Origin of the sequence: Aquabacterium humicola, assembly GCF_030167915.1 — a bacterium.
Classification (GTDB): Bacteria; Pseudomonadota; Gammaproteobacteria; order Burkholderiales; family Burkholderiaceae_C; genus Pseudaquabacterium; species Pseudaquabacterium humicola.
In genome coordinates this window covers 217,509-241,658 of record NZ_JARGNB010000006.1, presented here as the reverse complement: position 1 = coordinate 241,658, position 24,150 = coordinate 217,509, and the positions used below count along the sequence as shown (strand labels likewise).

Here is a 24,150-nt window from a genome sequence, read left to right as displayed (position 1 = left end):
CCCCCTGGCGTGCGGGCTCACGCCACTTCCTCGGCGGCCTTCGCCGCCCGCGCCGCCGCCGCATCGCGGGCGTCGATCAGGTCGGCGATGCGGTCGGGGCTGAGCGGGAAGCTGTCGCAGCGCACGCCGGCGGCTTCGTGCACCGCTTCGCGCACCGCGGGCAGGAAGCCGGCCAGCATGCCTTCGGACGACTCCTTGGCGCCGAAGGGCCCGTTCGGATCGATGCTCTCGACGATGATGACCTCGATGTCGGGGCTCTCGGCCATCGTCGGGACGCGGTAGTCGAGCAGGTTGCCGTGCAGCATGCGGCCGGCATCGTGGTCGGTGGCCTCGCACAGCGCCTGGCCCATGCCCATCCAGACGCCGCCCTGCGTCTGGCCTTCCACCGCGAGCGGATTGAGCGCGCGCCCGACATCGACCGCCACCCACACCTTGTGCGCGGTGACGCGGCCGGTCAGCTCGTCGACTGAGGCCTCCACCACCTGTGCCGCATAACAGAAGCCCATCGTCGCGCCGATCGCGCTGCCGCGGATCTTCTTGTCGCCCTGGAACTCGATCGGGCAGGTGTAGGTGCCCTTCACCGTCACGGCACCGCTGCCGACCATCGTCGCGCGCACCGCCTCGATCCACGGCAGGCCCGCCGCCGGATCGCCGTCGCGGACGCAGAACACCCCGTCGCGCACCTCGATGTCGGCCTCCGGCGCCTGGAGCCGGGCGGCCGCCGCCCTGACCATCAGCGCCTTCAGTTCCTGCGCCGCGGCGATCGACGCCCGCCCGACCATGAAGGTCACGCGCGAGGAATAGCTGCCGTTGTCCTTGGGCGTCAGCGCGCTGTCGGACGCGATCACGCGGATGCGCGACAGCGCGATGTCCAGCACCTCGGCGGCGCACTGCGCGGCCATCGTGCTGGAGCCCTGGCCGATGTCGGAAGCGCCGGTGAACAGGGTCACGCCGCCGTCGAAGTCCAGCCGCAGCTGCACCGTGGCATGCGGCTCGCCGGTCCAGTGCTTGGGCGTCGAGGTGCCCGAGACGAAGTGCGAGCAGGCAAGCCCGAGGCCGCGCCCCTTGGGCATGCGGCCCTTGCGCTCGGCCCAGCCCGACGCCGCCTTGACCCGCTCCAGGCACTCGGGCAGGCCGTAGCTCAGCACGTTCTGCGCGTACATCGTGCGGTAGGGAATCTGCGGCAGCAGGTTCTTCCGGCGCACCGCCAGTGCATCGAGCCCCAGTTCCGCGGCCATGTCGGTGAGCAGCGCCTCGAAGGCGGCGCGGGTGTCGACCGTGCCGTGGCCACGCTGCGCCCCGCACGGCGGCGTGTTGGTATAGACGCGCCAGGCGTCGTGCTTGATCGCCGGGATGTCGTAGAGCGCGTGCATCAAGGCGCCGGTGTAGAGGATGGTGATGATCCCGTAGCCGGCGTAGGCGCCGCCGGCCTGCGTGGCCTCGAGCGCCAGCGCGGTGATGCGGCCCTCGCTCGTCAGGCCGATCTTCATCTTCACCAGCGTCCACGGCCGGCCGCGGTGCGCGATGAAGGTTTCCTCGCGCGTCTGCAGCAGGCGCACGGTGCCGCGCGCCTGGCGCGCCAGCAGCGCCGCGATGATCTCGAAGTGCAGGCATTCGGTGCGCGCGCCGAAGCCGCCGCCGAGAAAGGGCTTGATCACGCGCACCTGCGATTCCTCGATCTGCAGGCAGGACGCCACCTTCAGGTGCACGTAGTACGGCACCTGCGTGGTGGTGTGCAGGGTGACGCCGTCGCGCTCGGCGTCGTAGGCCGCCAGCGTGGCGTTCGGCTCCAGGTGCGCGTGGTTCACCTCGGCGAAGGTGAAGGTCTTCTCGCGCACCAGGTCGGCGGCAGCGAAGCCGGCCGCCGTGTCGCCGAACTCGGCATGCACCTCGCGCAGCACGTTGTCCGGTTTGTCGTCGTGGATCACGGCCGCGCCGGGCTTCATCGCCGCCTTGGGCGTGAACAGCGCCGGCAGCACCTCGTACGTCACCTCGATGGCCGCCAGCGCGCGCTCGGCGGTGGCCTCGTCGACCGCGGCCACCGCGGCCACCGGGTCGCCGCGGTAGCGCACCTTGCCGCGCGCCAGCGGGTACTCGTTCTCGGCGATCGGCAGCACGCCGAAGGGCACCGGCGTGTCCTCGCCGGTGCACACCGCGTGCACGCCGGGCAGCGCCCGCGCCGCGCGGGTGTCGATGGCGACGATGCGCGCGTGCGCATGCGGACTGCGCAGGATGCGGCCGACCAGCGCGCCGGGCGCCGCGATGTCCGCGGTGTAGCGGGCGCGGCCGGTGACCTTGTCGATGCCGTCGATCAGCGGCGTGCGCGTGCCGATGCCGCCGGCGCGGGTGAAGCGGGGCTTCATCGCGACGAGCCTTTCGCGGCAGCCTGCACCGATTCGATGATCTTCACGTAGCCGGTGCAGCGGCACAGGTTGCCGGCGAGCGCGGCCTTGATCTGGTCGACCGTCGGATCCGGATGGGCGCGCAGCAGGCCCTCGGACGCCATCACCATGCCCGGCGTGCAGAAGCCGCATTGGGCACCGAGCCGCTCGTGGAAGGCCTGCTGCAGCGGCGACAGGCAGCCCTGGCTGCCCTCGCGGCCCCCGCGGCCCTGCCGCGCCTGGCCCTCGATCGTCTCGATCCGCTTGCCCTCGACCTGCACCGCCAGCGTGGAGCAGGCCAGGCGCGGCCGGTCGTCGACGAGCACGGTGCAGGCGCCGCACTCGCCGCCGTCGCAGCCTTGTTTGGTGCCGGTCAGCTGCAGCGCATCGCGCAGCACGTCGATCAGCAGCGCCCCGTCGGCCGCGGCCACGGTGTGCTCGCGGCCGTTGACGTGCAGGGTGAGCAGGCGCTTGGGCATGTCAGCGCCCCCCGGCCGCTGCGCAGCCGTTGAACGCCCCCTCGCGGGGCTGCGACAGGCGTGGGCGCGGCGGCTGCATGTCAACCCGCCTTCGGCCGCAGGTCCCGCACCCGCACCGCCTTGCCCTGCGAACGTGGCAGCGTGCCCGGCGTGAGCACCTCGACCGTGGTGCTGACGCCGACGGTGGACTTGATGTGGTGCGCAGCGCCGCGCGCCAGCGCCTCGAAACCCTCGGCGGCGACGCCGGGTTGCGCCTCCACCTGCACCGTCAGCCGGTCGAGCTTGCCGTCGCGCTCGACCACCAGCTGGTAGTGCGGCGACAGCGCGGGCAAGGTGAGCAGCACCGCCTCGATCTGCGACGGGTAGACGTTGACGCCGCGGATGATCAGCATGTCGTCGCTGCGGCCGGCCACGCGCAGGATGCGCAGGTGCGTGCGGCCGCAGGCGCAGGGCGTGGTGACCAGGCGCGTGATGTCGCGCGTGCGGTAGCGCAGCATCGGCAGCGCCTGCTTGCTGAGCGTGGTGATCACCAGCTCGCCGGCCGCGCCGTCGGGCACCGGCGTGCCGGTCTCCGGGTCGATCAGCTCGAACAGGAAGTGGTCTTCCCAGCCGTGCAGGCCGTCGCGGCAGGCGCATTCGCAGGCCACGCCGGGACCCATGATCTCCGACAGGCCGTAGACGTCGTAGGCCGTGAGGCCCAGCCGGGCCTCGATCTCGGCCCGCATCGCGGCGCTCCAGGGCTCGGCGCCGAAGAGGCCGATCTTCAGCTTGCCCGCCTGCCGCGGGTCGACGCCCATCGTCTCGGCGACCTCGGCGATCGCCAGCGCGTACGACGGCGTCGAGCACAGCACGCGCGCGCCGAAGTCGACCAGCAGAGCAACCTGGCGCTCGGTGCCGCCGCCCGAGATCGGCACGACCGGACAACCCAGGCGCTCGGCGCCGGCATGCGCGCCCAGCCCGCCGGTGAAGAGGCCATAGCCGTAGGCGTTGTGCACCAGGTCGCCCGGCCGCACGCCCACCGCGCGCATCGAGCGCGCCATCAGCGCGGCCCAGTGCTCGAGATCGCGCGCGGTGTAGCCGACGACGGTCGGTTTGCCGGTGGTGCCCGAGGAGGCATGCACGCGCGCCAGCTGTTCCACCGGCCGTGCGAACAGGCCGAACGGGTAGTGGTCGCGCAGGTCGGTCTTCAAGGTGAACGGCAGCGCGCTCAGTTGATCGAGTTGCAGCAGCGCTTCCGGATGCAGCCCGGCCGCCTCCAGGCGCTCGCGCTGCCAGGGCACGTTCGTCCAGGCGTTGCGCAGCACGCCGCGCAGGCGTTCCAGCTGCAGCGCTGCCAGCGCATCGCGCGACAGCGTCTCGGCGGCGTCGAGCCGGCCGGCACTCGTGCGTTCGGAATCGATCACGGCATGCATCGCGACACTCCAGTGGGAGGGGGCTCAGCGGACCGCGCCGCGCACCGGCCGGTGCGGCAAGGTGAAGCCCGGGGTGAAGGCGGCCCGCGTGATCAGCGTGAACTTGAACCACTGGCCGCCGGCGACGGCCAGCAGGCCGGCCGCGGCCTGCAGCAGCGCCGCGGCCGGATCGGGCGGCGCCGCCGCCAGCAGCGTGACCAGCGCGATCAGCGACGCCAGCGTGCAGGTGATGAAGAAGACGGCGCCGCGGTCGATCTCCTGCAGCGCGCGGTCAGCGGTGCGCAGCCGCAGTCGCCAGGCGCGCCACAGCGCCAGCCGCGCCAGCAGCGCGAGCACCATGATGACGGCCGAAAGACGCGGCACCGTCAGCCCGTGGACCAGCGCGGCCAGCAGCAGCAGCCCGCCGCCTTCGGCGAGCCCGGTGGTGATGATCAGCGGCACGAGGCGCGGCTCCCGCCAGGTCGGGATGCCCTTGGCCGCATGCAGGATGCCGGCCTGGCAGACCAGGAAAGCCAACGCCAGCGGCGCGCACAGCCAGCCGGCGCCCGGCACGCCGAGCAAGGCCGCCGCGCCGGCGGGCATCAGCAGCAGCGCGACGATCGACTCGCGCGACATCCACGAGCGCCGCGGGTTCAGGAACACGTTCAGCGCGCGCCACGGCCGGCCGATCTCCAGCCACACGCAGAAGAGGCCCAGGCCGACCAGTGCCAGGCCGAGCCCCAGCGGCCAGCCGCCCGCGCCCGGCCAACCGGTCAACACGATCAGCCCGCTGCCGGCGCCACCGGCCATGAAGTTGCCCGCGGCCCGCCAGTCCCACACCGGCTGCTGGCGAGGCGCGGCGCCGAAACGCATCGTGGAACTGCTCATGTGGCCCCCTTGGCGCTGCGCGCCGTCCCCCCGCGGGGGAATTCGCCCTTCGGGCGGCCGTGCGGGCTCATGACGTCGACTCCGCGCGGTCCCACAGGTAGAAGAAGCCCGGGCCGGTGCCCAGTTCCTCGTGCATGCGGAAGTGCTGGTTCTCGGCGAGCAGCGTCGAGACATTGCTCGCCGGGTCCTCGATGTCGCCGAATGCCAGCGCGTCGGCGATGCAGGCGTTGACGCAGGCCGGCGTCGCGGCCACGTCGACGCCGGGCACGAGGCCGCGCGCCAGTCCGGCGTCGATGCGGTCGACGCAGAAGGTGCACTTGGTCGACACGCCGAGCCGGTCGGGGTCGAAGCGCAGGGCCTCGGACTCGCCCGGTTCGTCGCCATAGGCGAAGGTGGCGCGGTCGACCTTGGTGCGGGCCTGGTAGGGGCAGGCGACGGCGCAGTAGGCGCAGCCGATGCAGACGTCGTAGTCGATCGTGACGATGCCGTCGGGCCGCTTCTTCGTCGCGGTGGTCGGGCAGACCGAAGCGCACGGCGGGTCGTCGCAATGCTGGCAGCCGACCGGCACGAAGGCGCGCTGCACGTCGGGATAACTTCCGAATTCCATGTCCAGCACGCGCCGCCACTGCACGCCGGGCGGTGTCGCGTTGGCATGTTTGCAGGCCGCGGTGCAGGTCTGGCAGCCGACGCAGCGGCGCAGGTCGGCGACCATCGCGTAGCGGGTCATGGCAGCGCCCTCATGCAATGTCTCCCCGGAGCCCGGTGCCGCCGCCGAGCAGGCGGCCGGCATGGGCATATGCGACGAGGCGGCCGTCGCGCGCGAAGCCGGCCAGCGCCAGCCCCAGCGCCTGCGCCTGTCGCACCGCCAGCGCGGTCGGCGCCGAACGCGCGACCAGCACGCCGATGCCGGCGCTCGCCGCCTTCTGCACCAGCTCGACGCTGGCGCGGCTGGTCACCAGCGCCGCGCCGCGGCCGGTGTCGACACCGGCGAACAGCAGCGTGCCGATCACCTTGTCGAGCGCGTTGTGGCGGCCGACGTCCTCGCGCACCGATTGCAGTCGGCCCTCGGGCGACATCCACGCGGCCGCATGGGCCGCCCCGGTCTGGCGGCGCAGCGGCTGCGCATCGTCCAGCGCCGCCATCGCGGCCACGAGCCGGGCCGGGTCGAGCCTGTGCAGCATCGGCGGCAGCGTCGGCACGGCCCGCAGCGCCTGGTCCAGGCTGTCGACGCCGCACAGGCCGCAGCCGGTGCGGCCGGCCAGGTTGCGGCGGCGCTGTTTCAGCGCGTCGAAACGCTGCGCGGTGATGCGCATCGCGACGCGCACGCCGTTCGGTGCGCGCTGCAGATCGAGGTCCAGCACCTCGGCGGCGTCGGCAACGATGCCTTCGCTGACGCTGAAGCCCAGGCCCAGCTCTTCCAGCGCATCGGGCGTGGCCATCATCACCGCATGGCCGACGCCGTTGTACTCGAGCGCCACCGGCACTTCCTCGGCCAGCCAGTCGACGTCGGTCTCGACGTGCCCGTGCCGCCAGCGCTGCACGCTCAGCGGCGACAGCGTGCCCAGCTCGTCGTCGGGCGTCTCGTCGGCCGCCGGGACGGCATCGGTCCAGCGTGCGGCCACCGGCATCGCGATCATGCGGCCCTCCTTGCGGCGGTCACCGCCGAGCTGTCGGACCCGCTGTCCTGCCCGCTGTCCTGCCCGCTGAGCGGCCCCGCCACGCGCCGCACGCGCACGCGCACGATGTCGGCGCCCGAGCCGGTGGCGTCGGTCAGGTCCAGCGTCTCGCGGCTCATCGGCGTCACCGCGTTCAGCGACGGGTACTGCAGGTCCTTCGCGTACGGCGTCTTCCAGTGCTCGAACTGGCCCGGGATCACGATCGTGTCGGGCCGGCAGCCCTGCACCAGCTCGGCGCGGCCGCGCGTGCGGCCGGTCGTCGACTGCACCTCGACCCAGTCGTCCTGCACGATGCCCAGCCGCCCGGCGGCCCCGGCATTCATCACCACCCGGCCGTGGCCGCGTACATTGGCGCCTACTTCGTCCATCAGCGGAATGCCGACGTTGGCGCCGGCGCTGTAGGCCATCACCTTGGTCGTCAGGCCCCAGAACGGGTAGTCGTCCGGGTCTTCGCCGACCGCGCGCACCGCCTGCTTCCACAGGCCGGGGAAGTCGTGCCAGGCCGGCAGCGCGGTGTACTCGGCCAGCTGCTTGTCCCACCAGCTGATGCCCTGGCCGTGCAGCCGGCGGCGCAGTTCCTCGCCGATGCGCAGCAGCCGTTCCTGGTACGGCAGCTCGTAGCGCAGGCCCAGGTCTTCCATCGTCGGCGTCAGGTACCAGTCGAGCCGGGTGTGCGGCACGACGTAGAAGCCCTCCTTCTTCATCCAGTCGAGGCCGTGCACCTCGGCGCCGCCGCTCAACTCCGCGGTCGCGGCCTTGCACACCGCGTCCCAGATCTGCTGGACGTCGGGCGCGCGGTCGGTCGGCAGCGAGAAGTCGTGGCCGGCGGTCTTCAGCGGCACCAGCGCGTTGCCGCGGTTGATGCGGTCGACGTACTCGGCCAGCAGCCCGCTGCGGCGCGCGAGCTCGGTGGCGATCCAGCTGAAGTCGCGCGATTCGCCGCGCGGTTCGACCGCCGGCTGGCGCAGCACGACGCCGCGGTAATACCAGGCCTGCTCGACGAACTTGGTGCCGCCGCAGCGGATCAGCTGCGTGCTCTCGAGGTCGGTGGCCTCGGGCAGCAGGATGTCGGCCTGGTGGTTGGTCTCGTCCATCGTGTACGCGAAGGCGACGATGAACGGCAGCTTCGCGATGGTCTCGACCTGGCGATCGTTGCCCCAGAACGAGATCGCCGGGTTGGTGCGATAGGCGAACCAGAGCTCGGGCAGCGTGGGTTGCGTCCAGCGCGGCGGGGCCTCCCGCATGAAGAGCCACGCCAGGTGCGTCGGCCCCAGCGCCTGGCTCCACGGCGAGTTGCCGACGTGCGGCACCAGCGTGCGGTGCGCGTTGCGGCCGGTGGGCTTCGCGGCCCAGGTCTTCTCCCCGGTGGGGTTGAAGTGGCACGTCATGAAGCCGTCGTCGCCGGCCGTCACGCTCGCCAGGCGGTTGTCGTGCGGCTTGTTCAGGCGCACCGTCGAGCCCAGCGTGCCGCCGGGCACTTCGAGCGCACCCACCAGCAGCGCCAGCATCGTGCGCGCCCAGCAGCATTCGTAGGCGCCCCAGCCGTTGTTCACGGTCTTGCCCAGCGTCACCGCGACCGGACGGAAGGGCAGCGTGCGGCCGTCGATCACCACCGTCTCGCCGATGCAGGCCGCGTCGAGGTACTCCATGGCGACGCGGCGGATCGTCGCCGCCGGCACGTCGCAGATCACCGCCGCCCACTCGGGCGTGCAGTCGCGCATCGCGTGGATCGTCTCGTCGAGCGCGGTGCGGCCGAGCACGTCGTGGTGCTCTGCGCGTTCACCGTCGGCACGCTGGCTCACGGCATGCTCGACCAGGAACTGGCCGTTGAGCGCCGGCACCGCGCCCGGCGTATCGTGCGGCACCGCCTGCATCGACCGCGTGTCCCACAGCAGCGGCTTGCCGCTGGCCGGATCACGCAGGTAATGGCCGTCGGGGCCGACGAGGTAGGGCGACGCGCTGCGGTCGCGCAGGAAGGCCTGGTCCAGCCGCTCCGGCGCCACCTCGCACAGCAGCACGTGCAGCAGCGCGAACATGAAGGCCGCGTCGGTCTTCGGCTTGATCGGCACCCATTCGGCCGAGCAGGCGCCGGTGACCGACAGGTGCGGCTCGATGTTGATGCGCCGCACGCCGCGCACGCGCGCATCGGCATGGCGGCGCACCGCGCAGGCGCCGCCGGAGACCTCGACGTTGGCGCCGAACGAGAGCACGAATCGCGTGTGCGGCGTGTCGGCGCAGACGGTGAAGCCGCGGTGCCAGAACTCGCCGTAGAGGTGCTCGGAGTGCACGCACTTGACGCCCTGGCCGGAGCCCAGGCTGTAGTCGATCGGTCCCCACGCCGCGAGGAACGCCGGGAAGCTGCCCATGTAGCTGGCCGGCGTGCCGCCATGGCCGAAGGTCGCGGCCACGCGCGGCAGCCCCTGCTCGTCGAGCAGGCCGCGCGCGCGGATGTCATTGAGCTTCGCGGCGATGGCGTCCAGGGCCTCGTCCCACGAGATCGGCACGAAGCCGGGATCTTCGTCGCGGCCCTTCTTCGGGTTGCTGCGCTTCATCGGCGTCAGCACGCGGTGCGGGTTGTAGGTCTTCTGGATCAGCCCGTAGGCGCGCACGCAGGGCCGACCGTCGGCGGGATGGATGCCGGCGGCCTTGGCATTCGGGCCGACCTCGGTGGCGACGCCGTCCTCGACCTTCACCGTCATCAGGTCGGGGCCGGCGACGCACTGGTAGCAGTACGTCGGTACGCGCCGGATGTCGTGGGCGGTCGAGGACATGGTGGATGCTCCTGCCAGCTCAGGCCGCGCCGGCGGCGGTGGGCGCCTGCTGGGCTTGCTGGGCCTGCCGGGCCTTCTGCGCCTTGCCCGCGAGCCGCTGCGCGGTCTTCGCGGTGTCGACGATGAAGCGGTGGTGGCGGCCGCGCACGATCGGCTCGACCGCATCGCGGCCTTCGATCTCGAAGACCGCCGCGCGGCCGTCGAGCCCGACGAGGCGCACCTCCAGCGTCACCGCCATGCCCAGCAGCGTCGCGGCGAGGTGGTCGATCTCGACCCGCGTGCCCACCGAGTCCTCGCCCGGATCAAGGTGCTTCAGCAGCAGCTCGCGGCAGGCGATCTCGATGTCGCGCACCAGCATCGGCGTGGCGTAGACGCGCGCGGCCTCGCCCATGAAATCGATCGTGCGCTCACGGTCGACGGTCAGCGTGACCGTGTCGGCGAGTCCGGCTTGCAGCGTGGTCTTCATGGTGTCGTTCCTTCGCGAAGTTCAGAGTCCGAGGTAGGCCTCGCGCACGCGGGGGTCGCGCAGCAGCGTCTGGGCGGGGCCGGCGTCGACGATGCGGCCGGTCTCCATCACGTAGCCGCGATCGGCGATCGACAGCGCGGCCTGCGCGTTCTGGTCGACCAGCAGCACCGTCGTGCCACGGCGCTTCAGGGCAGCGACGTGGCCGAAGATCTCGGCCACCAGCTTCGGCGCCAGGCCCATGCTGGGCTCGTCGAGCAGCAGCAGCGTCGGCTCGGCCATCAGCGCGCGGCCGATCGCCAGCATCTGCTGCTGCCCGCCGGAGAGCATGCCGGCCGGCTGCGCGCGCTTGTCGTGCAGGATGGGGAACAGGGCCCACACCTCGTCGATGCGCGATGCCGCGCCGCGCGCGAAGGCGCCGAGCAGCAGGTTGTCCTCGACGCTCAGCGCGCCGAAGAGCTGCCGGCCCTCGGGCACCTGCACGATGCCCAGCTTCACCCGCTCGCGCGGCGACGTGCGGCCGATGTCGCGGCCCTCGAAGCGCAGCGTGCCGCCGCAAGCCGGCTGCACGCCCGACAGCGTGCGCAGCAGCGTGGTCTTGCCCGCGCCGTTGGCGCCGACCACGGCGACGAGCTCGCCGGCGCGCACGTCGAGGTCGATGCCGCTCAGGGCCGGGATGCGGCCGTAGCGGCTGCCGAGTGCCCGCACTTCAAGCATGAGCGCGCTCCTCAGGCATGGCTGGGCTCCTCGGCCTCGGCCGCCGGCTGCGCGCCGAGGTAGGCCTCGATCACGCGCGCATCGCCCGCCACCTGCTGCGGCGTGCCTTCGGCCAGCTTGCGGCCATGGTCCAGCACCAGCACCCGGTCGGAGGCCGACATCACCAGCCGCATGTTGTGCTCGACCAGCAGCACCGCCATGCCGTCGGCCGCGAGGCGGCGCACCAGCGCGCCGATCTCCTGCGCTTCGGTGGCGTTGAGGCCGGCGGCCGGCTCGTCCAGCAGCAGCAGGCGCGGCTCGGCGGCCAGCGCGCGGGCGATCTCCAGGCGCTTCAGCGCGCCGTAGGGCATCGCGTCGGCGGGGGCGTCGAGCCAGGCGTCGAGGCCCAGCTGCTGCAGCAGTGCGACCGCCCGCGCGCGGCTCGCGGTTTCGGCGCGCCGGACCGACGGCGCGCGCCACATCGCCGCCGCCATGCCCTGCGGCTCGTGCAGGTGGCGCCCGGTCATCACGTTGTCGAGCGCGCTCATGTTGAAGAACACCTGCAGGTTCTGGAACGTGCGTCCCAGGCCCGCGGCGGCATGGCGATGCGGCGACGGGCCGTTCAGCACCTGGCCGCCGAGCGTGATGTGGCCTTCATCGGGCCGGTAGACGCCGGCCAGCAGGTTCAGCAGCGTGGTCTTGCCGGCGCCGTTCGGGCCGATGATCGAGAACACGCGGCCGGCCTCGGCGTCGAAGCCCACGCCGTCGAGCACCTGCAGGCCGCCGAAGCGCTTGCCCAGGCCCCGCACCGTCAGCAGCGGGTTCATCGTCGTTCCCCCAGCCAGCGCGCCAGCGTGGGCACGACGCCGCGCGGGAAGAACACCATCGTCGCCACCAGCACGGCACCGAAGGCGACCATCTCGTAGTCCTTCAGGGCGGTCAGCAGCTGCGGCAGCAGGGTCAGCACCACCGCGCCGAGCAGCGCGCCGCCGACCGAGGCCATGCCGCCGAAGACCACCATGATCACCAGCTCGACCGAGTGCAGGAACGAGGCCTTGGCCGGCGTGATGAAGCCGGCGTGGTGCGCGGCCAGCGCGCCCGCGGCGGCGGCGAACACCGCGGACAGCACGAAGGCCCGCAGCTTGTAGCGCGCGACCGGGATGCCCAGCGTCTCGGCGGCGATCGGCGAGCCGTGCAGCGCCCGCAGCGCGCGGCCGGTGGGCGACTCGATCAGGTTCAGCGCGCCCCACACCGCCAGCCACAGCGCGAGCGCGACGATCACGTACCAGGTGTGCTCGCCGGCGAGCGCGACGCTGCCGAAGCCCAGCGGCGGCACGGCCATGCCATCGGGCCCGCCGGTCAGGCGGTCCTCGTTCGTCAGCACGATCGACACGATGACGCCCAGCCCCAGCGTGCCCATGGCCAGCGTGTGGCCCGAGAAGCGCAGCGTCGGCCGGCCGACGAGCCAGGCCAGTGCGCCGACCGCGCCCACCGACGCCGGCATCGCCAGCAGCGGCGGCCAGCCGGCATGCGCGGCCAGCAGCGCACTGCCGTAGCCGCCCAGCGCATAGAAGGCCGCATGGCCGAGGCTGATCTGTCCGGCGTAGCCGATCAGCAGGTTCAGGCCGATGCAGACGATCGCGTTCAACGCGACGGTGATCGCCAGCTCGTGGAAGTAGCTGTTCGGCAGCGCGAAGGGCAGCAGCGCCAGCGCCAGCGCGAAGCCGGCCAGCGCCGCGCGGCGCGACGGCAGCCGCAGCGACGGCCGGCCGCTGGCGCGCGGGGCGGCGCGTTCAGACGCGTTCGGAATGGCCGGCACCGAACAGCCCCCTTGGCAGGAAGAACAACACGGCCAGCAGCACGACGAAGGCGATCGCGTCCTTGTAGGCCGACGAGATGAAACCCGCGCTGAAGCTCTCGAGCAGGCCCAGCAGCAGCCCGCCGGCCACCGCGCCGCCGAAGCTGCCCAGCCCGCCGAGGATCGCCGCGGCGAAGCCCTTCAGGCCGAGCATCACGCCGACGTCGTAGGAGGCGAAGGTGATCGGCGCGGTCAGCGCACCGCCCAGCGCGCCCAGCATCGCGGCGAGTGCGAAGCTGACCCGCATCACCAGCCGCGTATCGATGCCCATCAGCCGCGCGGCCAGCGGGTTCAGCGCGGTTGCGCGCATCGCCTTGCCGAACAGCGTGCGGTTGAAGAACCAGCCGAGGGCACCCACCGCCAGCGCGCTGCCGCCCAGCACCCACAGGCTCTGCGGCACGATGGACGCGCCGAAGAACGTGATCGGCGCGCTGCCCGTGAAGGCCGGCAGCACGTGCAGGCCCTTGCCCCACACCACCTGCGCCAGCCCGCGCAGCACCAGCGAGACGCCGATCGTGATGATGATCAGCGTGACCACGCTGGCATCACCGGCCGGCTCGATCGCGCAGCGCTCGACCAGCAGGCCGGCCAGCGCCGCGCCGGCCACCGCCAGCGGCACCGCGACGATCAGCGGCAGCCCCAGCGCGAGCAGCGACACCGCGCCCAGCCCGCCGGCCATCACGAACTCGCCCTGCGCGAAGTTGATCGCGTGGCTGGCGCCGTAGACGATCGAGAAGCCGAGCGCGACCAGCGCGTAGATCGAGCCGGCGGTGACGCCGCCGGCGACGAATTGCAGCCACGAGCCGCCCATGGTGTCGCGCTGTCGGGTGGAGCCGTCGTCCGGGCGCTACCGGACCAGCGTCCACTGGCCGTTGCGCACTTCCAGCATGCGGAAGGCGCTCAGGTCCAGACCCATGTGGTCGTTCGCGGACATGTTGACGATGCCGCCGGTGCCGACATAACCGCGCGTGGCCTCCAGCGCATCGCGCGCCTTCGCCTTGTCGGCGCTGCCGGCGGTCTTCAGCGCCTGCACCGCGAGCATCAGGCCGTCGTAGGCATGGCCGCCGAAGGTCGAGACCTCGCTCTTGTAGCGCGTCTCGTAGGCATCGCGGTAGGCGGTGACGACCGGCTTCTGCGGGTCGCCCGCGGGCAGCAGGTTGGCCACCAGCAGCGCCGCGGCCGGCAGGCGCACGCCCTCGGCGGCGTCGCCCGAGAGCTTGATGTATTCCTTCGACGCGACCCCGTGCGACTGGTACAGCGGCTGCGCCAGCCCGAGCTGGCGGTGGTTGCGCGTGACGATCGCCGGGCCCTGGCCGAAACCGGCGTTGAGCACCGCCTGCGCACCCGAGCCGCGGATCTTCGTCAGCTGCGCGGTCATGTCGTTGTCGGCCGCGCCGTAGGTCTCGTCGGCGACGATCTGCACGCCGTGGTTGCCCGCCACCTTCAGGCACTCGCCGCGCATCGACTTGTCGAAGCCGCCGCCGCCGGAGATCAGCGCCGCGCGCGTGAAGCCGCGGGCCTTCATGTCGACGAAGATCTTGTCGCAGGCCATGCGGTCGGTGTGCGGCGTCTTGAACACCCAGCGCTTGACCGGCTCGACGATCACCACCGCGCCGGCCAGCGAGACGAAGGGCACGCCGGCCTGCTCGGCCAGCGGCACCGCGGCCATCGTGGTGCCGGTGGTCGAGCCGCCGACGATCAGGTCGACCTTGTCCTGTTCCAGCAGCCGCTTGGCGAAGGTGCGCGCCTTCTCGGCATCGCCGGCGTCGTCGTAGGCGATCAGCTGCAGCTTGCGGCCGAGCACGCCGCCGTCGGCATTGAGCTTGTCGACCAGCATCTCCAGCGTCTTCAGCTCCGGGTCGCCGAGGAAGGCGGCCGGGCCGGTGACCGACAGGAAGGCGCCGACGCGGATCGGCTCCTCGGCCCAGGCGGCACACAGCGGCAGCGCGAGCATCGTGGCCAGGGCCCAGCGGCGGGCGCGGCAAGGAACGGTCATGGTCGTCTCCTGGTAGGCAAAGGAACGCAACGGGACCCGATCAAACCCATTCTGGTACTGGAATACCGCTTTGAAGTTTGATCTGGATTAGGTCGGCAGAGACTCGCGATGCGAGGGAACCCTAGGCGAACATCGCGGGTGAGCCAGCGCAGGGTGAAGTCGATCGAAGCCCCTGACCGTTGCGAAGCATTCGTGTTTGCATCCGAGGAGTCGCCTTGCACCGGCCCGACACCGTCGTCAACACTGCACGGACCCGTCCGCAGGACAAAGGCAGACACTGACCATGGCCGCATCCGCACCACCCAGGGCGCTCGCCGCGGCGGCGCTGCTCGCGCTGGCCGCCGCGCCCGCCATCGCCGACAGCGCGCCCGCCGGGGAGGCGCCGGACGGACCCACGGTGAGCGTCGCGCTCACGTCGATGGTGCAGCGGGCAGGCGGTGGCGGCAGCGCCGACGGCCACCCGGCCACGCGCGCCAACGTCCGCGGCGACCTGACGCTCACGCTGCCGGCCGCCGCACCGGGTGAGGCCGAGGGGCAGCTCTTCGCCCACCTGCGCTTCGGCCGCGGCCAGGGCGTGGCCCTGCGGCCGACCTTCACCAGCAGCGCCAACAGCACCGCCTTCGAGTTCTCCGGCGACGATGGCGCGCACTCGTCCTTCGCCGTGCTGGCCCAGGCGTGGTACCAGCTCACGCTGCCGCTGTCGCCGGGTGGCGCCGAGCAACCCGCCGGTCGCCGCCTCGAGCTCACCGTGGGCAAGCTCGACCCCTTCGTCTTCTTCGACCAGAACGCCGCGGCCGACGACGAATCCACCCGCTTCGTCAACAACGTGTTCGTGCACAACCCGCTGCTCGACTCGGGCGGCGACGTGGGTGCCGATGCCTACGGATTCGCGCCCGGACTGCGCCTGGCGTATCGGAGAGGGGCCGATGCGGGTCCGGCCTGGGGCGCGTCGCTGGGCGTCTTCGGCGCCGGCACGGCCGCCCGCTTCTCCGGCTTGCCCGGACGCGCCTTCGTGATCGGGCAGTTGGAGACCATCTGGTTCCCGTGGCGCACGCTGCAGGGGCACTGGCGCTTCTACGCCTGGCACAACGGGGAGGCCACCGAAGCCGATGGCAGCACGCGCAGGCACCGCGGCTGGGGCGTCTCGGTGGACCAGGCGTTGAGCGACTCGGTGCGGCTGTTCGGCCGCCACGGGCGCCGCACCACCGGCCACGGTGCCTTCGACCGCGCGACGACGCTCGGCGCCGAGATCAGCGGCGAGGCGTGGCGCCGCCCGGCCGATGGCTTCGGCGTCGCGCTGGCCTGGCTGCCCGCGGGCTCGGCCGGGCGCAGCGCCGCCTCGGACGCGTCCTTTGCAGGCCAGCACGCCCTCCGCGCCGAGCGCATCGCCGAGCTGTACTACCGCTGGCACGTCACCGATCGGATCGAGCTGTCTCCGGACCTGCAGTGGATCGGCCGCGCGGCCGCCCAGGCCGGCGCGCCGGGCTTCACCGTGATCGGCCTGCGTGCGAAGCTGGCTTGGTGAGCGCTGCGCACAGGGCGGCGGGCCGTCGATCGATCCGCCCAGACCCATTCCGGTACTGGAATACAACTTTAGAATCCGCTCCGCACAGGCTCGAGGAGACGTCGATGCGAGGGAACGCCAGGCGGGCGGCGCCGGACCGCGAGACGGTGGTCAAGGTGCGCCCGGTGCGCCGCGCCGACCTGCCGGCGGTGATCGCGCTGGATGCCACCGTCACCGGGCTGCACAAGGCCGACTACTGGCAGCGCATCTACCGCCGCTACGGCCAGGCCGGCGAAGGCCTGCGGCACTTCCTGGTGGCCACCTGCGACGGCGAGGTCGCCGGCTTCGTCATCGGCGAGGTGCGCGACTGGGAGTTCGGCTCCCCGCCCTGCGGCTGGCTGTTCGCGATCGACGTCGACCCGCGCTGGCGCGAGCACGGCCTGGGCGCGAAGCTGCTGGCGGCGCTGCGCGAATGTTTCGAGCACGTCGGCGTCGACATGCTGCGCACGATGCTGCACGTCGACAACACGCTGATCCTGTCGTTCTTCCGCAGCCAGGGCATGACGGCGGGCAAGCTGCTGCCGCTGGAACTGCCGATCGGCCCGGGCGCCTGAGGACGGCCGCATGAAACTGCAGAAGAACACCCGCCTGGCGCTCTACAGCGTGCTGGAGCTCGCGGCGCGGCCGGGGCAGTTCGTCTCGGCGATCGAGGTGGCGGAGACGTACGGCGAATCCGCGCACCACCTGGCGAAGGTGATGTCCGACCTCGCACGCGCCGGCCTCGTCGACTCGGTGCGCGGCGTCGGTGGCGGCTACCGCTTCGTCGGCAACGCGCGCCGGCTGACGCTGCTGGACGTGATCCGCCTCTTCGAGAACCTGGACCCCGAGTCGCCGGCGGCCGCCGGCAGCAGCACGCCGGTGCAGCTGGCGCTGGCCGGCGTGCTGGCCGAGATCGACCAGATCTCGCAGGCCACGTTCGGATCGGTGACGATCGCGACGATGTTGAAGATGGTCGCGCGCGCAGCGCGGGGCTGAGCGCAGCGCGACTTCAACGGCGCCGGGGAAGCCTGGGGCCAGCAGCGCTAAGGGGGCGGATCGCGCTGCCCATCCACCCCGACGGACAAGCTGTGCTGCTCGATCCGGCCGGCCACCGCGGCGATTCGCCGCAAGTGGCGCGACTCCGGATGGGTCAACAACCACAGGCCGATTTCGCAATGGTCCAGGGTCGGGCTGACTTGCACCAGCGCCTTGCGCTGCGCGGCATGGAACAGGGCCACCACGCCGACGCCGAGTCCGGCCTCGATCGCCTGGACTGCCGTGACCATGCTGTTGACCTGCAGCACCGGCTGCACCTTCGGCAGCATGCGCTTGCGCCAGGCGACGCCGGGGTGGTCGGGCATGGCCTCGTCGATGCCGATCCAGGGCATGGCCGCCAGCTGCGGCAAGGACAGGGCCCCGCGCTGGCCGCGCTTCAAGCCTCGCCCGGCGTAGACCGCGAAGTGCATCGCGCCCAGGCGCTTGCCCACCAGGTGTTCGGGTGGGCGGTCCGTCGAACGCAGCGCGATGTCCGCATCGCGGTGGGTCAGGCTGCGAAGTGCATTGGACCCCTGCAGCTCGACGCGCAGCATCGGGTGGGCCGCCAGCATGGAACCGAGCGCCGGGACCACGAACCGGTGCAGGACCGCGTCGACCGCGCTGATGCGCACGACGCCGGACACCTCGCTGTCGGTCAGGGCGCAAGCGCCGTGCGCGGCCTGCAGCGCTTCCTCGATGGCCAGCGCGTGCCGGCACAGCTGCTCGCCCAGCTCCGTGGGCCGGTAGCCTGCCCTGGAACGCTCGAAGAGTCGCCGCCCGAGCCCCTGCTCCATCCGCTGGACGGTACGGAAGACCGTCGAGGCGGCCACGCCGCATTGCAGGGCGGCTTGCGCCAGCGTGCGCGAGCGTGCCAGGGACAGCAGCGTGACCAGCTCGTCGGTCGACACCCTGTATTGCGCCGATGCAATCGTTGATTCCACGGGTGCGCATTTCGATTGCATGGACGGAATTGTAGAGTCCGCTCCCGGCGTGGGCCGATCCCGCCCATGCCCCAACCCCCACGCGGCCCGCGACGAAAGGACACCCCGCACATGACCGTTCGAGAAGTCGCCGCGCCGGCACGGTCGACCACCCTTCTGACGCGCGCCCTGCTCGGTGCCTTTGCAAGGCGCACCGAAGGCACCTTGCCCGAACTGGAACTGGTGAGGCGCCACGTCACCGTCGACCACGCGCACCTCGCTGCCTACAACCAGGCCTGCGGCTTCCGCCGTGCGGACATGCTGTCGCCGACGTATCCCTTCGTGCTGGCCTTTCCCTTGCAGATGGAAATCCTCACCGATGCGGCGTTCCCGTTCCCGATCATCGGCGTGGTGCATCTGCAGAACAGGATTCGGCAGCATCGGCCCATCGGCCTCGCCGAGCCGCTCACCTTGAGCGTCAGGGCGGCCAACCTGCGACCCCACGACAAGGGCTTGCAGTTCGACACCCTCGTCACGCTCAGCGTGGCCGACGAAGTGGTCTGGGAGTCGGTGAGCAGCACCTTGCGTCGACAGGGCAGTGGCAGCCCGGCCAAGGCGGCGCGCGGCGCCGATGCGCCCGCGGCGCGTGGCGCCGATGCGCCCGCGGCGCACGCCGCCGAGCAATGGACGGTTCCCGCCGATACCGGACGCCGATATGCCAGTGCCTCGGGCGACCACAACCCGATTCATCTCTACCCGATCACGGCCAGGCTGTTCGGATTTCCGCGTGCCATCGCCCACGGCATGTGGACCAAGGCGCGTTGCCTCGCGGCGCTCGAGCACAGCCTTCCCGATGCCTTCAGCGTCGACGTGCAATTCAAGTCGCCCGTGCTGCTGCCGGCACAGGTCGACTTCAGTGTCGAGCGGCAGGCCGGGGGCGGCACGGCCTTTGGCCTGGCCGATTCCCGCAGCGGCAAGCCGCATCTCACCGGCTCGCTGATGCCCCAACTTCGAAGGAACCGCGCATGGCCCGCATCGTGATCGTCTACCACTCCGGCAGCAACCACACCGCCTTGCTGGCGCAGGCCGTGCACCGCGGCGCGGCACGGCTGGAACACGTCGACGTGGCGACGCACCGCATCACCGCGACCCAGATCGGCGCCAACGGCCGCTGGCGCGACGACACGATCAGCGCCGCGATCATGGCCGCCGATGGCGTCGTCTTCGGCTGTCCCACGCTGATGGGCATGGTCAGCGCACCCTTCAAGGCCTTCATGGAAGGCGCCTTCGTGCCCTGGGCGGCACAAGGCTGGAAGGACAAGTTCGCGGGGGGCTTCACCAACTCGGCCTCGCTCAATGGCGACAAGACCAATACCCAGATCCAATTGCTCGTATTCGCCGCGCAGATGGGGATGATGTGGGTGCCGATGGGCGACCACCCCGGCGCCAACTGGAGCGGGGGAAGCGCGGACGACAACAACCGGCTCGGTGCCTTCCTGGGCCCGATGAGCCAGGCGATCACCGATCTGCCGCTCGAGCAGTCCATACCGGCCAGCGACCTGCGCACCGGCGAGCGCTACGGAGAACGATTCGCCAGCATCGTGCGCCACTGGCGCGGCGAGGGCACGCACGTGACCGAGCGGGTGGATGACCTGGCCACGGCGGCGGCGCTGCGGGCAGCCCGCCTCCGGGCCGCCTGAACGCTCTAGAGGGGGATCTGGTACGCCTGCTCGACCAGCCGCTGCAGCCGCCGGTCGTCGTTGTCCAGCCGCTCCAGCTCGCGCCGGATGCGCTTGCTCTCGTCTTCCTTGATGTCCTTCTTCGCCAGCGCGTCGGTCAGCTCCTTGCGCTGGCGGCGGTTGCTGTCCTGCAGCTTCTTCAGGTCGTGGATCTGCTTGCCGACCTGGTAGCCGCGCAGGAAACCGACTTCGGCCGGGCCGCTGCAGACGTTGTAGTAGCTCGCACCCTCCGCCCCTTTCGTGCGGCCGACGGCCGGCTGGCAGTACTGCAGCAGCCCCTGCTCGCGGCCGCGTGCCCAGGCCGCGGGATCGGGCACCACGCCGACCTCGCGGCAGGCTTTCGCATGTTCGTCGAGGCGGCTCATCGTGTAGCCGGACGCACCGTCGCGCTGGCCGATGCTCTGCCAGTTCGCGTTGCGGCATTCCTTCTCGGACAGCGTGGCGCAGCCCGAGAGAACCAGCGTGCCGAAGGCGATCGCGAAGGCGGCGCGCATCGAACGGCTTTCAGTCGATGAAGAAGTCGGGGATGAAGTCGGTCGTGCCCGGCACGACCGCGTACTTGTCGAGGTCGGTGATGCCGTGCTGCGCCAGCAGCTCGTCGTCGATGAAGAAGTTGCCGCTGGTGGCCTTCGCGTCGCTCGTGAGGATGAAGTACGCGGCGTCGGACAGGATCTCCGGCACGCGGCACTTGTTGGTGTCGACGCCGGGAATCATCTGCAGCGCGGCGGTGGCGATCGCCGTGCGCGGCCACAGGCTGTTGACGCCGATGCCGTGCTTCCTGAACTCGCGCGCATGGCCCAGCGTGCACATGCTCATGCCGTACTTGGCCATCGTGTACGCGACATGCGGCGCGAACCAGTGGTCCTTCATCGACAGCGGCGGCGACATGTTCAGCACGTGCGGGTTGCGGCCGGCCTGCGCCGACTTGATCAGCGCCGGCAGCGCGGCCTGCGTGCAGCAGTAGGTGCCGCGCGCATTGACACCCATCATCAGGTCGAAGCGCTTCATCGGCGTGGCGGCCGTCGGCGTCAGGTTGATCGCGCTGGCGTTGTTCACCAGGATATCGATGCCACCGAAGCGCTCGATGCCCGCGGCCACCGCACGGGCCACCGCCTCCTCGTCGCGGATGTCGGTCTGCACCGGCAGCGCCTGGCCGCCGGCGGCCTGGATCTCTTCCGCGGCGCTGTACAGCGTGCCGGGCAGCTTGGGGTTCGGCTCGGTGGTCTTGGCGACCAGCACGATGTTCGCGCCGTCCTGCGCGGCGCGCTTCGCGATGGCCAGGCCGATGCCGCGCGATGCGCCGGTGATGAACAGCGTCTGGCCCTTCAGCGTGCGTTCCTGTGTCATGGCATGTCTCCTCAGTGGTTGGTGCGTTCGATGCGCGGCAGCACCTGCCGGCTGATGTGATCGGCCAGCGTCTGCGCCCAGGCCCGGTACACCTGCGGGCCGGGATGGAAGCCGTCGCGCGCCAGCAGCGGGCCGTCCAGCGGCAGGTCGAACGGCAGGTGGCTGACGTCGTCGCGGCCGGCCGCCCAGGCCGCCATCGCGCGATCATGCGCCGCGGCGTCGCGCCCGGCAATCCAGCGCAGCGGCTGCGGCAGCCCGGCGAAGCGCTGCATCGGCGGCACCGGCGTCAGCACGAGGTGGCGCACGCCATGATCGTGGCGCAGCGTGCGGTGCAGCGTCTCGCGGGCGGCGACGGCGCGCGCCGTCGGCACCTGGTCGATCACGTCGTTGACGCCGGTCACCAGCACCGCGACCGCGGCCGGGCTCGGCGCGTCCTCGCGCAGCAGGTCCAGCGCCTGGGCCGTCGTGACGCCCGAGCGCGCGCAGAGCTGCCAGCGCACGCGCCGGCCGCCCTGCCCCGCCAGCGCGGTCGCCAACTGCAGCGCCAGCGCGTCGTCCTGCGTGTCGACGCCGACGCCGGCGGCCGACGAATCGCCGACCACCAGCAGCGACAGCACGCGCCCGCGGCCGACACTGCCCCGGCGCGGGCCGTCGGCCTCGGGCAGCCTCGGCAGGCGCCGGCGCGTCAGCACCGCCTGCGTCAGCAGCAGCGGCGACAGCGCGAGCTTCAGCGCCAGCGACATCGGACCTGTGGCGGACGCGATCAGAACTTCGAGAAGTCCGGCTTGCGCTTCTGGAAGAAGGCCTGGAAGGCTTCCATCGCCTCGGGGCTGCGCAGCCGTGCGCCGAAGATCTCGCCCTCGGTGGCGATGGTCTTCAGGATGGCCTCGCGCTGCGGCGCGCGCATCAGCTTCTTGGTGTCGCGCACGGCGCCGGGCGGCAGCGCGTTGAAGCGCTCGGCCATGCGACGCGCATGCGGCACCACTTCGGCGGCCGGCAGCACCGCGTTGGCGATGCCGCACTCGACCGCCGTGGCGCCGGTGAAGGGTTCGCCGAGCAGCAGCTTCTCGGCCGCGCGCACATGGCCCATCAGTGCCGGCAGCACCAGGCTGGACGCGTACTCCGGCACCAGGCCCAGGCTGACGAAGGGCATCGCCAGGCGCGCCTCGTCGCTGACGTAGACGAAGTCGCAATGCAGCAGCAGCGTCGTGCCGATGCCGACCGCGCCGCCGGTCACCGCGGCGATGACCGGCTTGTCGCAGGCCACCAGCGCCTGCATGAAGCGGAACACCGGCGAGTCGGCGCCCTGCGGCGGACGCTGCATGAAGTCCTCGAGGTCGTTGCCCGAGGTGAAGATGCCGGGCTGCCCGGTGATCAGCAGCGCGCGCACCGCGTTGTCCTGGGCCGCACCGTTGATCGCGTCGGCCATCGCCTGGTACATCGCCTGCGTCAGCGCGTTCTTCTTCTCCGGCCGCGCGATCTCGATCGTCAGCACGCCGTTGATCGTCGCGGTCTTGATGTGGTCCGTCATGGTGTCTCCTCGTTGGATCGTTCAGGTGGCCAGGAAGCCGCTCACGTGCGGCCACAGCGACGCCTGGAATTGCGGGCGGAAGAAGCCGAAGTGGCCGATGCGGCGCTCGCCGACTTCGGCCGGCGCGATGCGGCGCATCGTGCGCGGTGCGCCGGCATAGAAGCCGTGCAGCGACTCGATGTTGCGCGCCGACATGAACTCGTCGTCGGTGAAGCTCAAGGAGAGGATCGGCGTCGGCACGCGGGCGTACTGCTCGCGCAGCTCGGGGCCGCCTTCGCCCATCATGTAGTCACGATCCAGGCACCAGCGGCGCCATTGCGCGATCACGCCGGCCGGCAGGTCGCCGACCTTCTTCAGCCGCCGCCCCGGGAAGTAGCCGGCCAGCGGCAGCACCACCGGCACGATCACGAACCACAGCCACCAGACCATGCGCTTGAGCGGCGGCGCGTTCTCGAGCCAATAGCCCGAGCCGCAGCCGACGGTGACCAGGCGATCGACGCGCGCGCGGTTGGGCACCAGCCCGAAGATCTGGCCGCCCAGGCTGTGGCCGAGCCAGTGGATCGGCGTAGCCGCCGGCACCAGGCCGTCGAGCGCCGCCAGCGCGGCCGCGGCGTCCTGCTCGGCCCAGGTGTGGATGTCGGCCTCGAAGCCGCGCAGCGAGCGCGCGTGTTCGGACGGGCGGGACTGGCCCATGCCGCGGTAGTCGAAGCTCAGCACGACGAGGCCCTGCCCAACCAGCCAACGCGCAAAGGACGCGTAGTAGTTCTGCGCGACGCCCATCGCCGGCGCGATCAGCAGGGCCGCGCGCGCGGTGGCGGGGTCGCCGTAGACGGTGCCGGCGAGCGCGAAGCCGTCGGCCGTGGTGATGGTGATCGACTGCATCGCTTCAACTCCTGTTGGCGGATCAGGCGGTGGCGAAGGACACCTCGGACCAGTGGTTGGCCAGGTGCATCAGGTGAGCGCGGGTGTAGGCAGCCTTGTCGAGCGCGCCATAGGCGAAGTGCGGCCGAAGCGCGCCGGTGTGCTTGTCGAAGCGCTCGAAGGCGGCCAGCAGGCGCGTGGCAGCGGCCTCGAGCGTCAGGGACGTGTCCAACGCCGGCGCGCCGGGGATCGGCTCGTCCAGCGAATGGTTCATGCGGCCGCGCGCGCTGAAGACGCGCCACGCCGCCGCACCGACGGTGCCCTGGAACAGCACCGACTTCATGGCCGGGTAGCCGTCGATCGAGTACTCGATGCTCTGCGCCGCATGCTGCAGCACCTGGGGCAGGCCCCAGGCGCCGGTGCTGCGCGCGCCTGTTCGCTTCGGCAGCGCCGCCACCGCATCCCGCGCCGCGGCAATCGAGGCGAAGAGCTGCGGCGGTGTCTCGCTGCAACCGGACAACGGCAGCGCACTGCCGGCCACGCCGGCAACGATCAGGTGTCGCCGGCGCAGCATC

At 71.7% G+C, this 24,150-nt stretch carries 25 protein-coding genes; 5 read left to right on the top strand and 20 right to left on the bottom strand.

Annotation, left to right across the window (positions count from 1 at the left end; genetic code table 11):
- Window positions 1-17: 17 nt before the first annotated feature.
- From hcrA to P1K89_RS24285, 13 genes are all read right to left on the bottom strand, one after another.
- Window positions 18-2,363: a 4-hydroxybenzoyl-CoA reductase subunit alpha gene (hcrA, locus tag P1K89_RS24345; RefSeq protein ID WP_284619112.1), complete on the bottom strand. Its 2,346-nt coding sequence runs from the start codon at window positions 2,361-2,363 to the stop codon at window positions 18-20.
- A complete protein-coding gene (locus tag P1K89_RS24340) occupies window positions 2,360-2,860 on the bottom strand; it encodes a (2Fe-2S)-binding protein (protein WP_284619111.1) in 501 nt (166 codons plus the stop codon). The genes hcrA and P1K89_RS24340 overlap by 4 nt, the downstream gene beginning before the upstream one ends.
- A gap of 80 nt (window positions 2,861-2,940) precedes the next feature.
- Window positions 2,941-4,272, bottom strand: coding sequence for a phenylacetate--CoA ligase family protein (locus tag P1K89_RS24335; protein ID WP_284619110.1), 1,332 nt, complete (start codon window positions 4,270-4,272; stop codon window positions 2,941-2,943).
- A 24-nt stretch (window positions 4,273-4,296) separates the two neighbouring features.
- The gene (locus tag P1K89_RS24330; RefSeq protein ID WP_284619109.1) at window positions 4,297-5,139 is read right to left on the bottom strand and encodes a hypothetical protein; all 843 of its coding nucleotides are present in this window, start codon (window positions 5,137-5,139) and stop codon (window positions 4,297-4,299) included.
- Window positions 5,140-5,206: 67 nt separating this feature from the next.
- On the bottom strand, window positions 5,207-5,866 hold the full coding sequence (locus P1K89_RS24325) for a 4Fe-4S dicluster domain-containing protein (protein ID WP_284619108.1): 660 nt from the start codon (window positions 5,864-5,866) through the stop codon (window positions 5,207-5,209).
- Window positions 5,867-5,876: 10 nt separating this feature from the next.
- Window positions 5,877-6,776, bottom strand: coding sequence for a formate dehydrogenase accessory sulfurtransferase FdhD (gene fdhD, locus P1K89_RS24320; protein ID WP_284619107.1), 900 nt, complete (start codon window positions 6,774-6,776; stop codon window positions 5,877-5,879).
- Entirely contained in the window at window positions 6,773-9,586 is a 2,814-nt protein-coding gene (locus P1K89_RS24315; RefSeq protein ID WP_284619106.1) for a molybdopterin-dependent oxidoreductase, read from the bottom strand. Before P1K89_RS24315 ends, fdhD begins: the two co-directional genes overlap by 4 nt.
- Window positions 9,587-9,605: 19 nt before the next feature.
- Window positions 9,606-10,052 carry a thioesterase family protein gene (locus P1K89_RS24310; protein ID WP_284619105.1) on the bottom strand — a complete coding sequence of 149 codons (447 nt, stop codon included), beginning with the start codon at window positions 10,050-10,052 and terminating at the stop codon, window positions 9,606-9,608.
- A 21-nt stretch (window positions 10,053-10,073) separates the two neighbouring features.
- Window positions 10,074-10,766: an ABC transporter ATP-binding protein gene (locus P1K89_RS24305; RefSeq protein ID WP_284619104.1), complete on the bottom strand. Its 693-nt coding sequence runs from the start codon at window positions 10,764-10,766 to the stop codon at window positions 10,074-10,076.
- A gap of 11 nt (window positions 10,767-10,777) precedes the next feature.
- A complete protein-coding gene (locus tag P1K89_RS24300; protein WP_284619103.1) occupies window positions 10,778-11,572 on the bottom strand; it encodes an ABC transporter ATP-binding protein in 795 nt (264 codons plus the stop codon).
- Window positions 11,569-12,564 carry a branched-chain amino acid ABC transporter permease gene (locus tag P1K89_RS24295; protein WP_284619102.1) on the bottom strand — a complete coding sequence of 332 codons (996 nt, stop codon included), beginning with the start codon at window positions 12,562-12,564 and terminating at the stop codon, window positions 11,569-11,571. The genes P1K89_RS24300 and P1K89_RS24295 overlap by 4 nt, the downstream gene beginning before the upstream one ends.
- Entirely contained in the window at window positions 12,539-13,414 is an 876-nt protein-coding gene (locus tag P1K89_RS24290; RefSeq protein ID WP_284619101.1) for a branched-chain amino acid ABC transporter permease, read from the bottom strand. The genes P1K89_RS24295 and P1K89_RS24290 overlap by 26 nt, the downstream gene beginning before the upstream one ends.
- Window positions 13,415-13,450: 36 nt before the next feature.
- Window positions 13,451-14,599: an ABC transporter substrate-binding protein gene (locus P1K89_RS24285; RefSeq protein WP_284619100.1), complete on the bottom strand. Its 1,149-nt coding sequence runs from the start codon at window positions 14,597-14,599 to the stop codon at window positions 13,451-13,453.
- Window positions 14,600-14,882: 283 nt separating this feature from the next.
- On the opposite strand from P1K89_RS24285, the gene P1K89_RS24280 reads away from it, so the two are divergent.
- From P1K89_RS24280 to P1K89_RS24270, 3 genes are all read left to right on the top strand, one after another.
- A complete protein-coding gene (locus tag P1K89_RS24280; RefSeq protein ID WP_284619099.1) occupies window positions 14,883-16,124 on the top strand; it encodes a carbohydrate porin in 1,242 nt (413 codons plus the stop codon).
- Between the two features lie 104 nt (window positions 16,125-16,228).
- Window positions 16,229-16,717: a GNAT family N-acetyltransferase gene (locus P1K89_RS24275; RefSeq protein WP_284619098.1), complete on the top strand. Its 489-nt coding sequence runs from the start codon at window positions 16,229-16,231 to the stop codon at window positions 16,715-16,717.
- Window positions 16,718-16,727: 10 nt separating this feature from the next.
- On the top strand, window positions 16,728-17,138 hold the full coding sequence (locus P1K89_RS24270; RefSeq protein ID WP_284619097.1) for an Rrf2 family transcriptional regulator: 411 nt from the start codon (window positions 16,728-16,730) through the stop codon (window positions 17,136-17,138).
- Between the two features lie 47 nt (window positions 17,139-17,185).
- On the opposite strand, the gene P1K89_RS24265 is transcribed toward P1K89_RS24270, so the two are convergent.
- Complete coding sequence (locus tag P1K89_RS24265; protein WP_284619096.1) at window positions 17,186-18,139, bottom strand: LysR family transcriptional regulator; 954 nt, start codon at window positions 18,137-18,139, stop codon at window positions 17,186-17,188.
- Between the two features lie 90 nt (window positions 18,140-18,229).
- On the opposite strand from P1K89_RS24265, the gene P1K89_RS24260 reads away from it, so the two are divergent.
- Together P1K89_RS24260 and P1K89_RS24255 are read left to right on the top strand one after the other, a co-directional pair.
- Complete coding sequence (locus tag P1K89_RS24260) at window positions 18,230-19,138, top strand: MaoC family dehydratase (protein ID WP_284619095.1); 909 nt, start codon at window positions 18,230-18,232, stop codon at window positions 19,136-19,138.
- Window positions 19,123-19,797 (top strand): flavodoxin family protein, encoded by a 675-nt coding sequence (locus P1K89_RS24255; protein WP_284619094.1) that lies wholly within the window; start codon window positions 19,123-19,125, stop codon window positions 19,795-19,797. Before P1K89_RS24260 ends, P1K89_RS24255 begins: the two co-directional genes overlap by 16 nt.
- Window positions 19,798-19,802: 5 nt before the next feature.
- Here P1K89_RS24255 and P1K89_RS24250 read toward each other — a convergent pair whose 3' ends face one another.
- From P1K89_RS24250 to P1K89_RS24225, 6 genes are read right to left on the bottom strand one after another with little or no spacing between them, the layout of a single operon-like run.
- Entirely contained in the window at window positions 19,803-20,330 is a 528-nt protein-coding gene (locus P1K89_RS24250; protein ID WP_284619093.1) for a DUF2799 domain-containing protein, read from the bottom strand.
- Between the two features lie 10 nt (window positions 20,331-20,340).
- On the bottom strand, window positions 20,341-21,183 hold the full coding sequence (locus P1K89_RS24245) for an SDR family oxidoreductase (protein ID WP_284619092.1): 843 nt from the start codon (window positions 21,181-21,183) through the stop codon (window positions 20,341-20,343).
- 11 nt (window positions 21,184-21,194) lie between these two features.
- Window positions 21,195-21,926, bottom strand: coding sequence for an SGNH/GDSL hydrolase family protein (locus P1K89_RS24240; RefSeq protein ID WP_284619091.1), 732 nt, complete (start codon window positions 21,924-21,926; stop codon window positions 21,195-21,197).
- Window positions 21,927-21,946: 20 nt separating this feature from the next.
- Window positions 21,947-22,714: an enoyl-CoA hydratase gene (locus tag P1K89_RS24235; protein ID WP_284619090.1), complete on the bottom strand. Its 768-nt coding sequence runs from the start codon at window positions 22,712-22,714 to the stop codon at window positions 21,947-21,949.
- 21 nt (window positions 22,715-22,735) lie between these two features.
- Window positions 22,736-23,596, bottom strand: a complete 861-nt coding sequence (locus P1K89_RS24230; protein ID WP_284619089.1) for an alpha/beta hydrolase family protein — start codon at window positions 23,594-23,596, stop codon at window positions 22,736-22,738.
- 22 nt (window positions 23,597-23,618) lie between these two features.
- Window positions 23,619-24,149: a DUF1569 domain-containing protein gene (locus tag P1K89_RS24225; protein ID WP_284619088.1), complete on the bottom strand. Its 531-nt coding sequence runs from the start codon at window positions 24,147-24,149 to the stop codon at window positions 23,619-23,621.
- Window position 24,150: the final 1 nt, after the last annotated feature.

Excerpts from the sequence above, each read along its gene's own strand:
- hcrA (WP_284619112.1), bottom strand. The coding sequence starts at position 2,363 with ATGAAGCCCCGCTTCACCCGCGCCGGCGGCATCGGCACGCGCACGCCG.
- P1K89_RS24340 (WP_284619111.1), bottom strand. The coding sequence starts at position 2,860 with ATGCCCAAGCGCCTGCTCACCCTGCACGTCAACGGCCGCGAGCACACC.
- P1K89_RS24335 (WP_284619110.1), bottom strand. The coding sequence starts at position 4,272 with ATGCATGCCGTGATCGATTCCGAACGCACGAGTGCCGGCCGGCTCGAC.
- P1K89_RS24330 (WP_284619109.1), bottom strand. The coding sequence starts at position 5,139 with ATGAGCAGTTCCACGATGCGTTTCGGCGCCGCGCCTCGCCAGCAGCCG.
- P1K89_RS24325 (WP_284619108.1), bottom strand. The coding sequence starts at position 5,866 with ATGACCCGCTACGCGATGGTCGCCGACCTGCGCCGCTGCGTCGGCTGC.
- fdhD (WP_284619107.1), bottom strand. The coding sequence starts at position 6,776 with ATGATCGCGATGCCGGTGGCCGCACGCTGGACCGATGCCGTCCCGGCG.
- P1K89_RS24315 (WP_284619106.1), bottom strand. The coding sequence starts at position 9,586 with ATGTCCTCGACCGCCCACGACATCCGGCGCGTACCGACGTACTGCTAC.
- P1K89_RS24310 (WP_284619105.1), bottom strand. The coding sequence starts at position 10,052 with ATGAAGACCACGCTGCAAGCCGGACTCGCCGACACGGTCACGCTGACC.
- P1K89_RS24305 (WP_284619104.1), bottom strand. The coding sequence starts at position 10,766 with ATGCTTGAAGTGCGGGCACTCGGCAGCCGCTACGGCCGCATCCCGGCC.
- P1K89_RS24300 (WP_284619103.1), bottom strand. The coding sequence starts at position 11,572 with ATGAACCCGCTGCTGACGGTGCGGGGCCTGGGCAAGCGCTTCGGCGGC.
- P1K89_RS24290 (WP_284619101.1), bottom strand. The coding sequence starts at position 13,414 with ATGGGCGGCTCGTGGCTGCAATTCGTCGCCGGCGGCGTCACCGCCGGC.
- P1K89_RS24285 (WP_284619100.1), bottom strand. The coding sequence starts at position 14,599 with ATGACCGTTCCTTGCCGCGCCCGCCGCTGGGCCCTGGCCACGATGCTC.
- P1K89_RS24280 (WP_284619099.1), top strand. The coding sequence starts at position 14,883 with ATGGCCGCATCCGCACCACCCAGGGCGCTCGCCGCGGCGGCGCTGCTC.
- P1K89_RS24275 (WP_284619098.1), top strand. The coding sequence starts at position 16,229 with ATGCGAGGGAACGCCAGGCGGGCGGCGCCGGACCGCGAGACGGTGGTC.
- P1K89_RS24270 (WP_284619097.1), top strand. The coding sequence starts at position 16,728 with ATGAAACTGCAGAAGAACACCCGCCTGGCGCTCTACAGCGTGCTGGAG.
- P1K89_RS24265 (WP_284619096.1), bottom strand. The coding sequence starts at position 18,139 with ATGCAATCGAAATGCGCACCCGTGGAATCAACGATTGCATCGGCGCAA.
- P1K89_RS24260 (WP_284619095.1), top strand. The coding sequence starts at position 18,230 with ATGACCGTTCGAGAAGTCGCCGCGCCGGCACGGTCGACCACCCTTCTG.
- P1K89_RS24255 (WP_284619094.1), top strand. The coding sequence starts at position 19,123 with ATGGCCCGCATCGTGATCGTCTACCACTCCGGCAGCAACCACACCGCC.
- P1K89_RS24250 (WP_284619093.1), bottom strand. The coding sequence starts at position 20,330 with ATGCGCGCCGCCTTCGCGATCGCCTTCGGCACGCTGGTTCTCTCGGGC.
- P1K89_RS24245 (WP_284619092.1), bottom strand. The coding sequence starts at position 21,183 with ATGACACAGGAACGCACGCTGAAGGGCCAGACGCTGTTCATCACCGGC.
- P1K89_RS24240 (WP_284619091.1), bottom strand. The coding sequence starts at position 21,926 with ATGTCGCTGGCGCTGAAGCTCGCGCTGTCGCCGCTGCTGCTGACGCAG.
- P1K89_RS24235 (WP_284619090.1), bottom strand. The coding sequence starts at position 22,714 with ATGACGGACCACATCAAGACCGCGACGATCAACGGCGTGCTGACGATC.
- P1K89_RS24230 (WP_284619089.1), bottom strand. The coding sequence starts at position 23,596 with ATGCAGTCGATCACCATCACCACGGCCGACGGCTTCGCGCTCGCCGGC.
- P1K89_RS24225 (WP_284619088.1), bottom strand. The coding sequence starts at position 24,149 with ATGCTGCGCCGGCGACACCTGATCGTTGCCGGCGTGGCCGGCAGTGCG.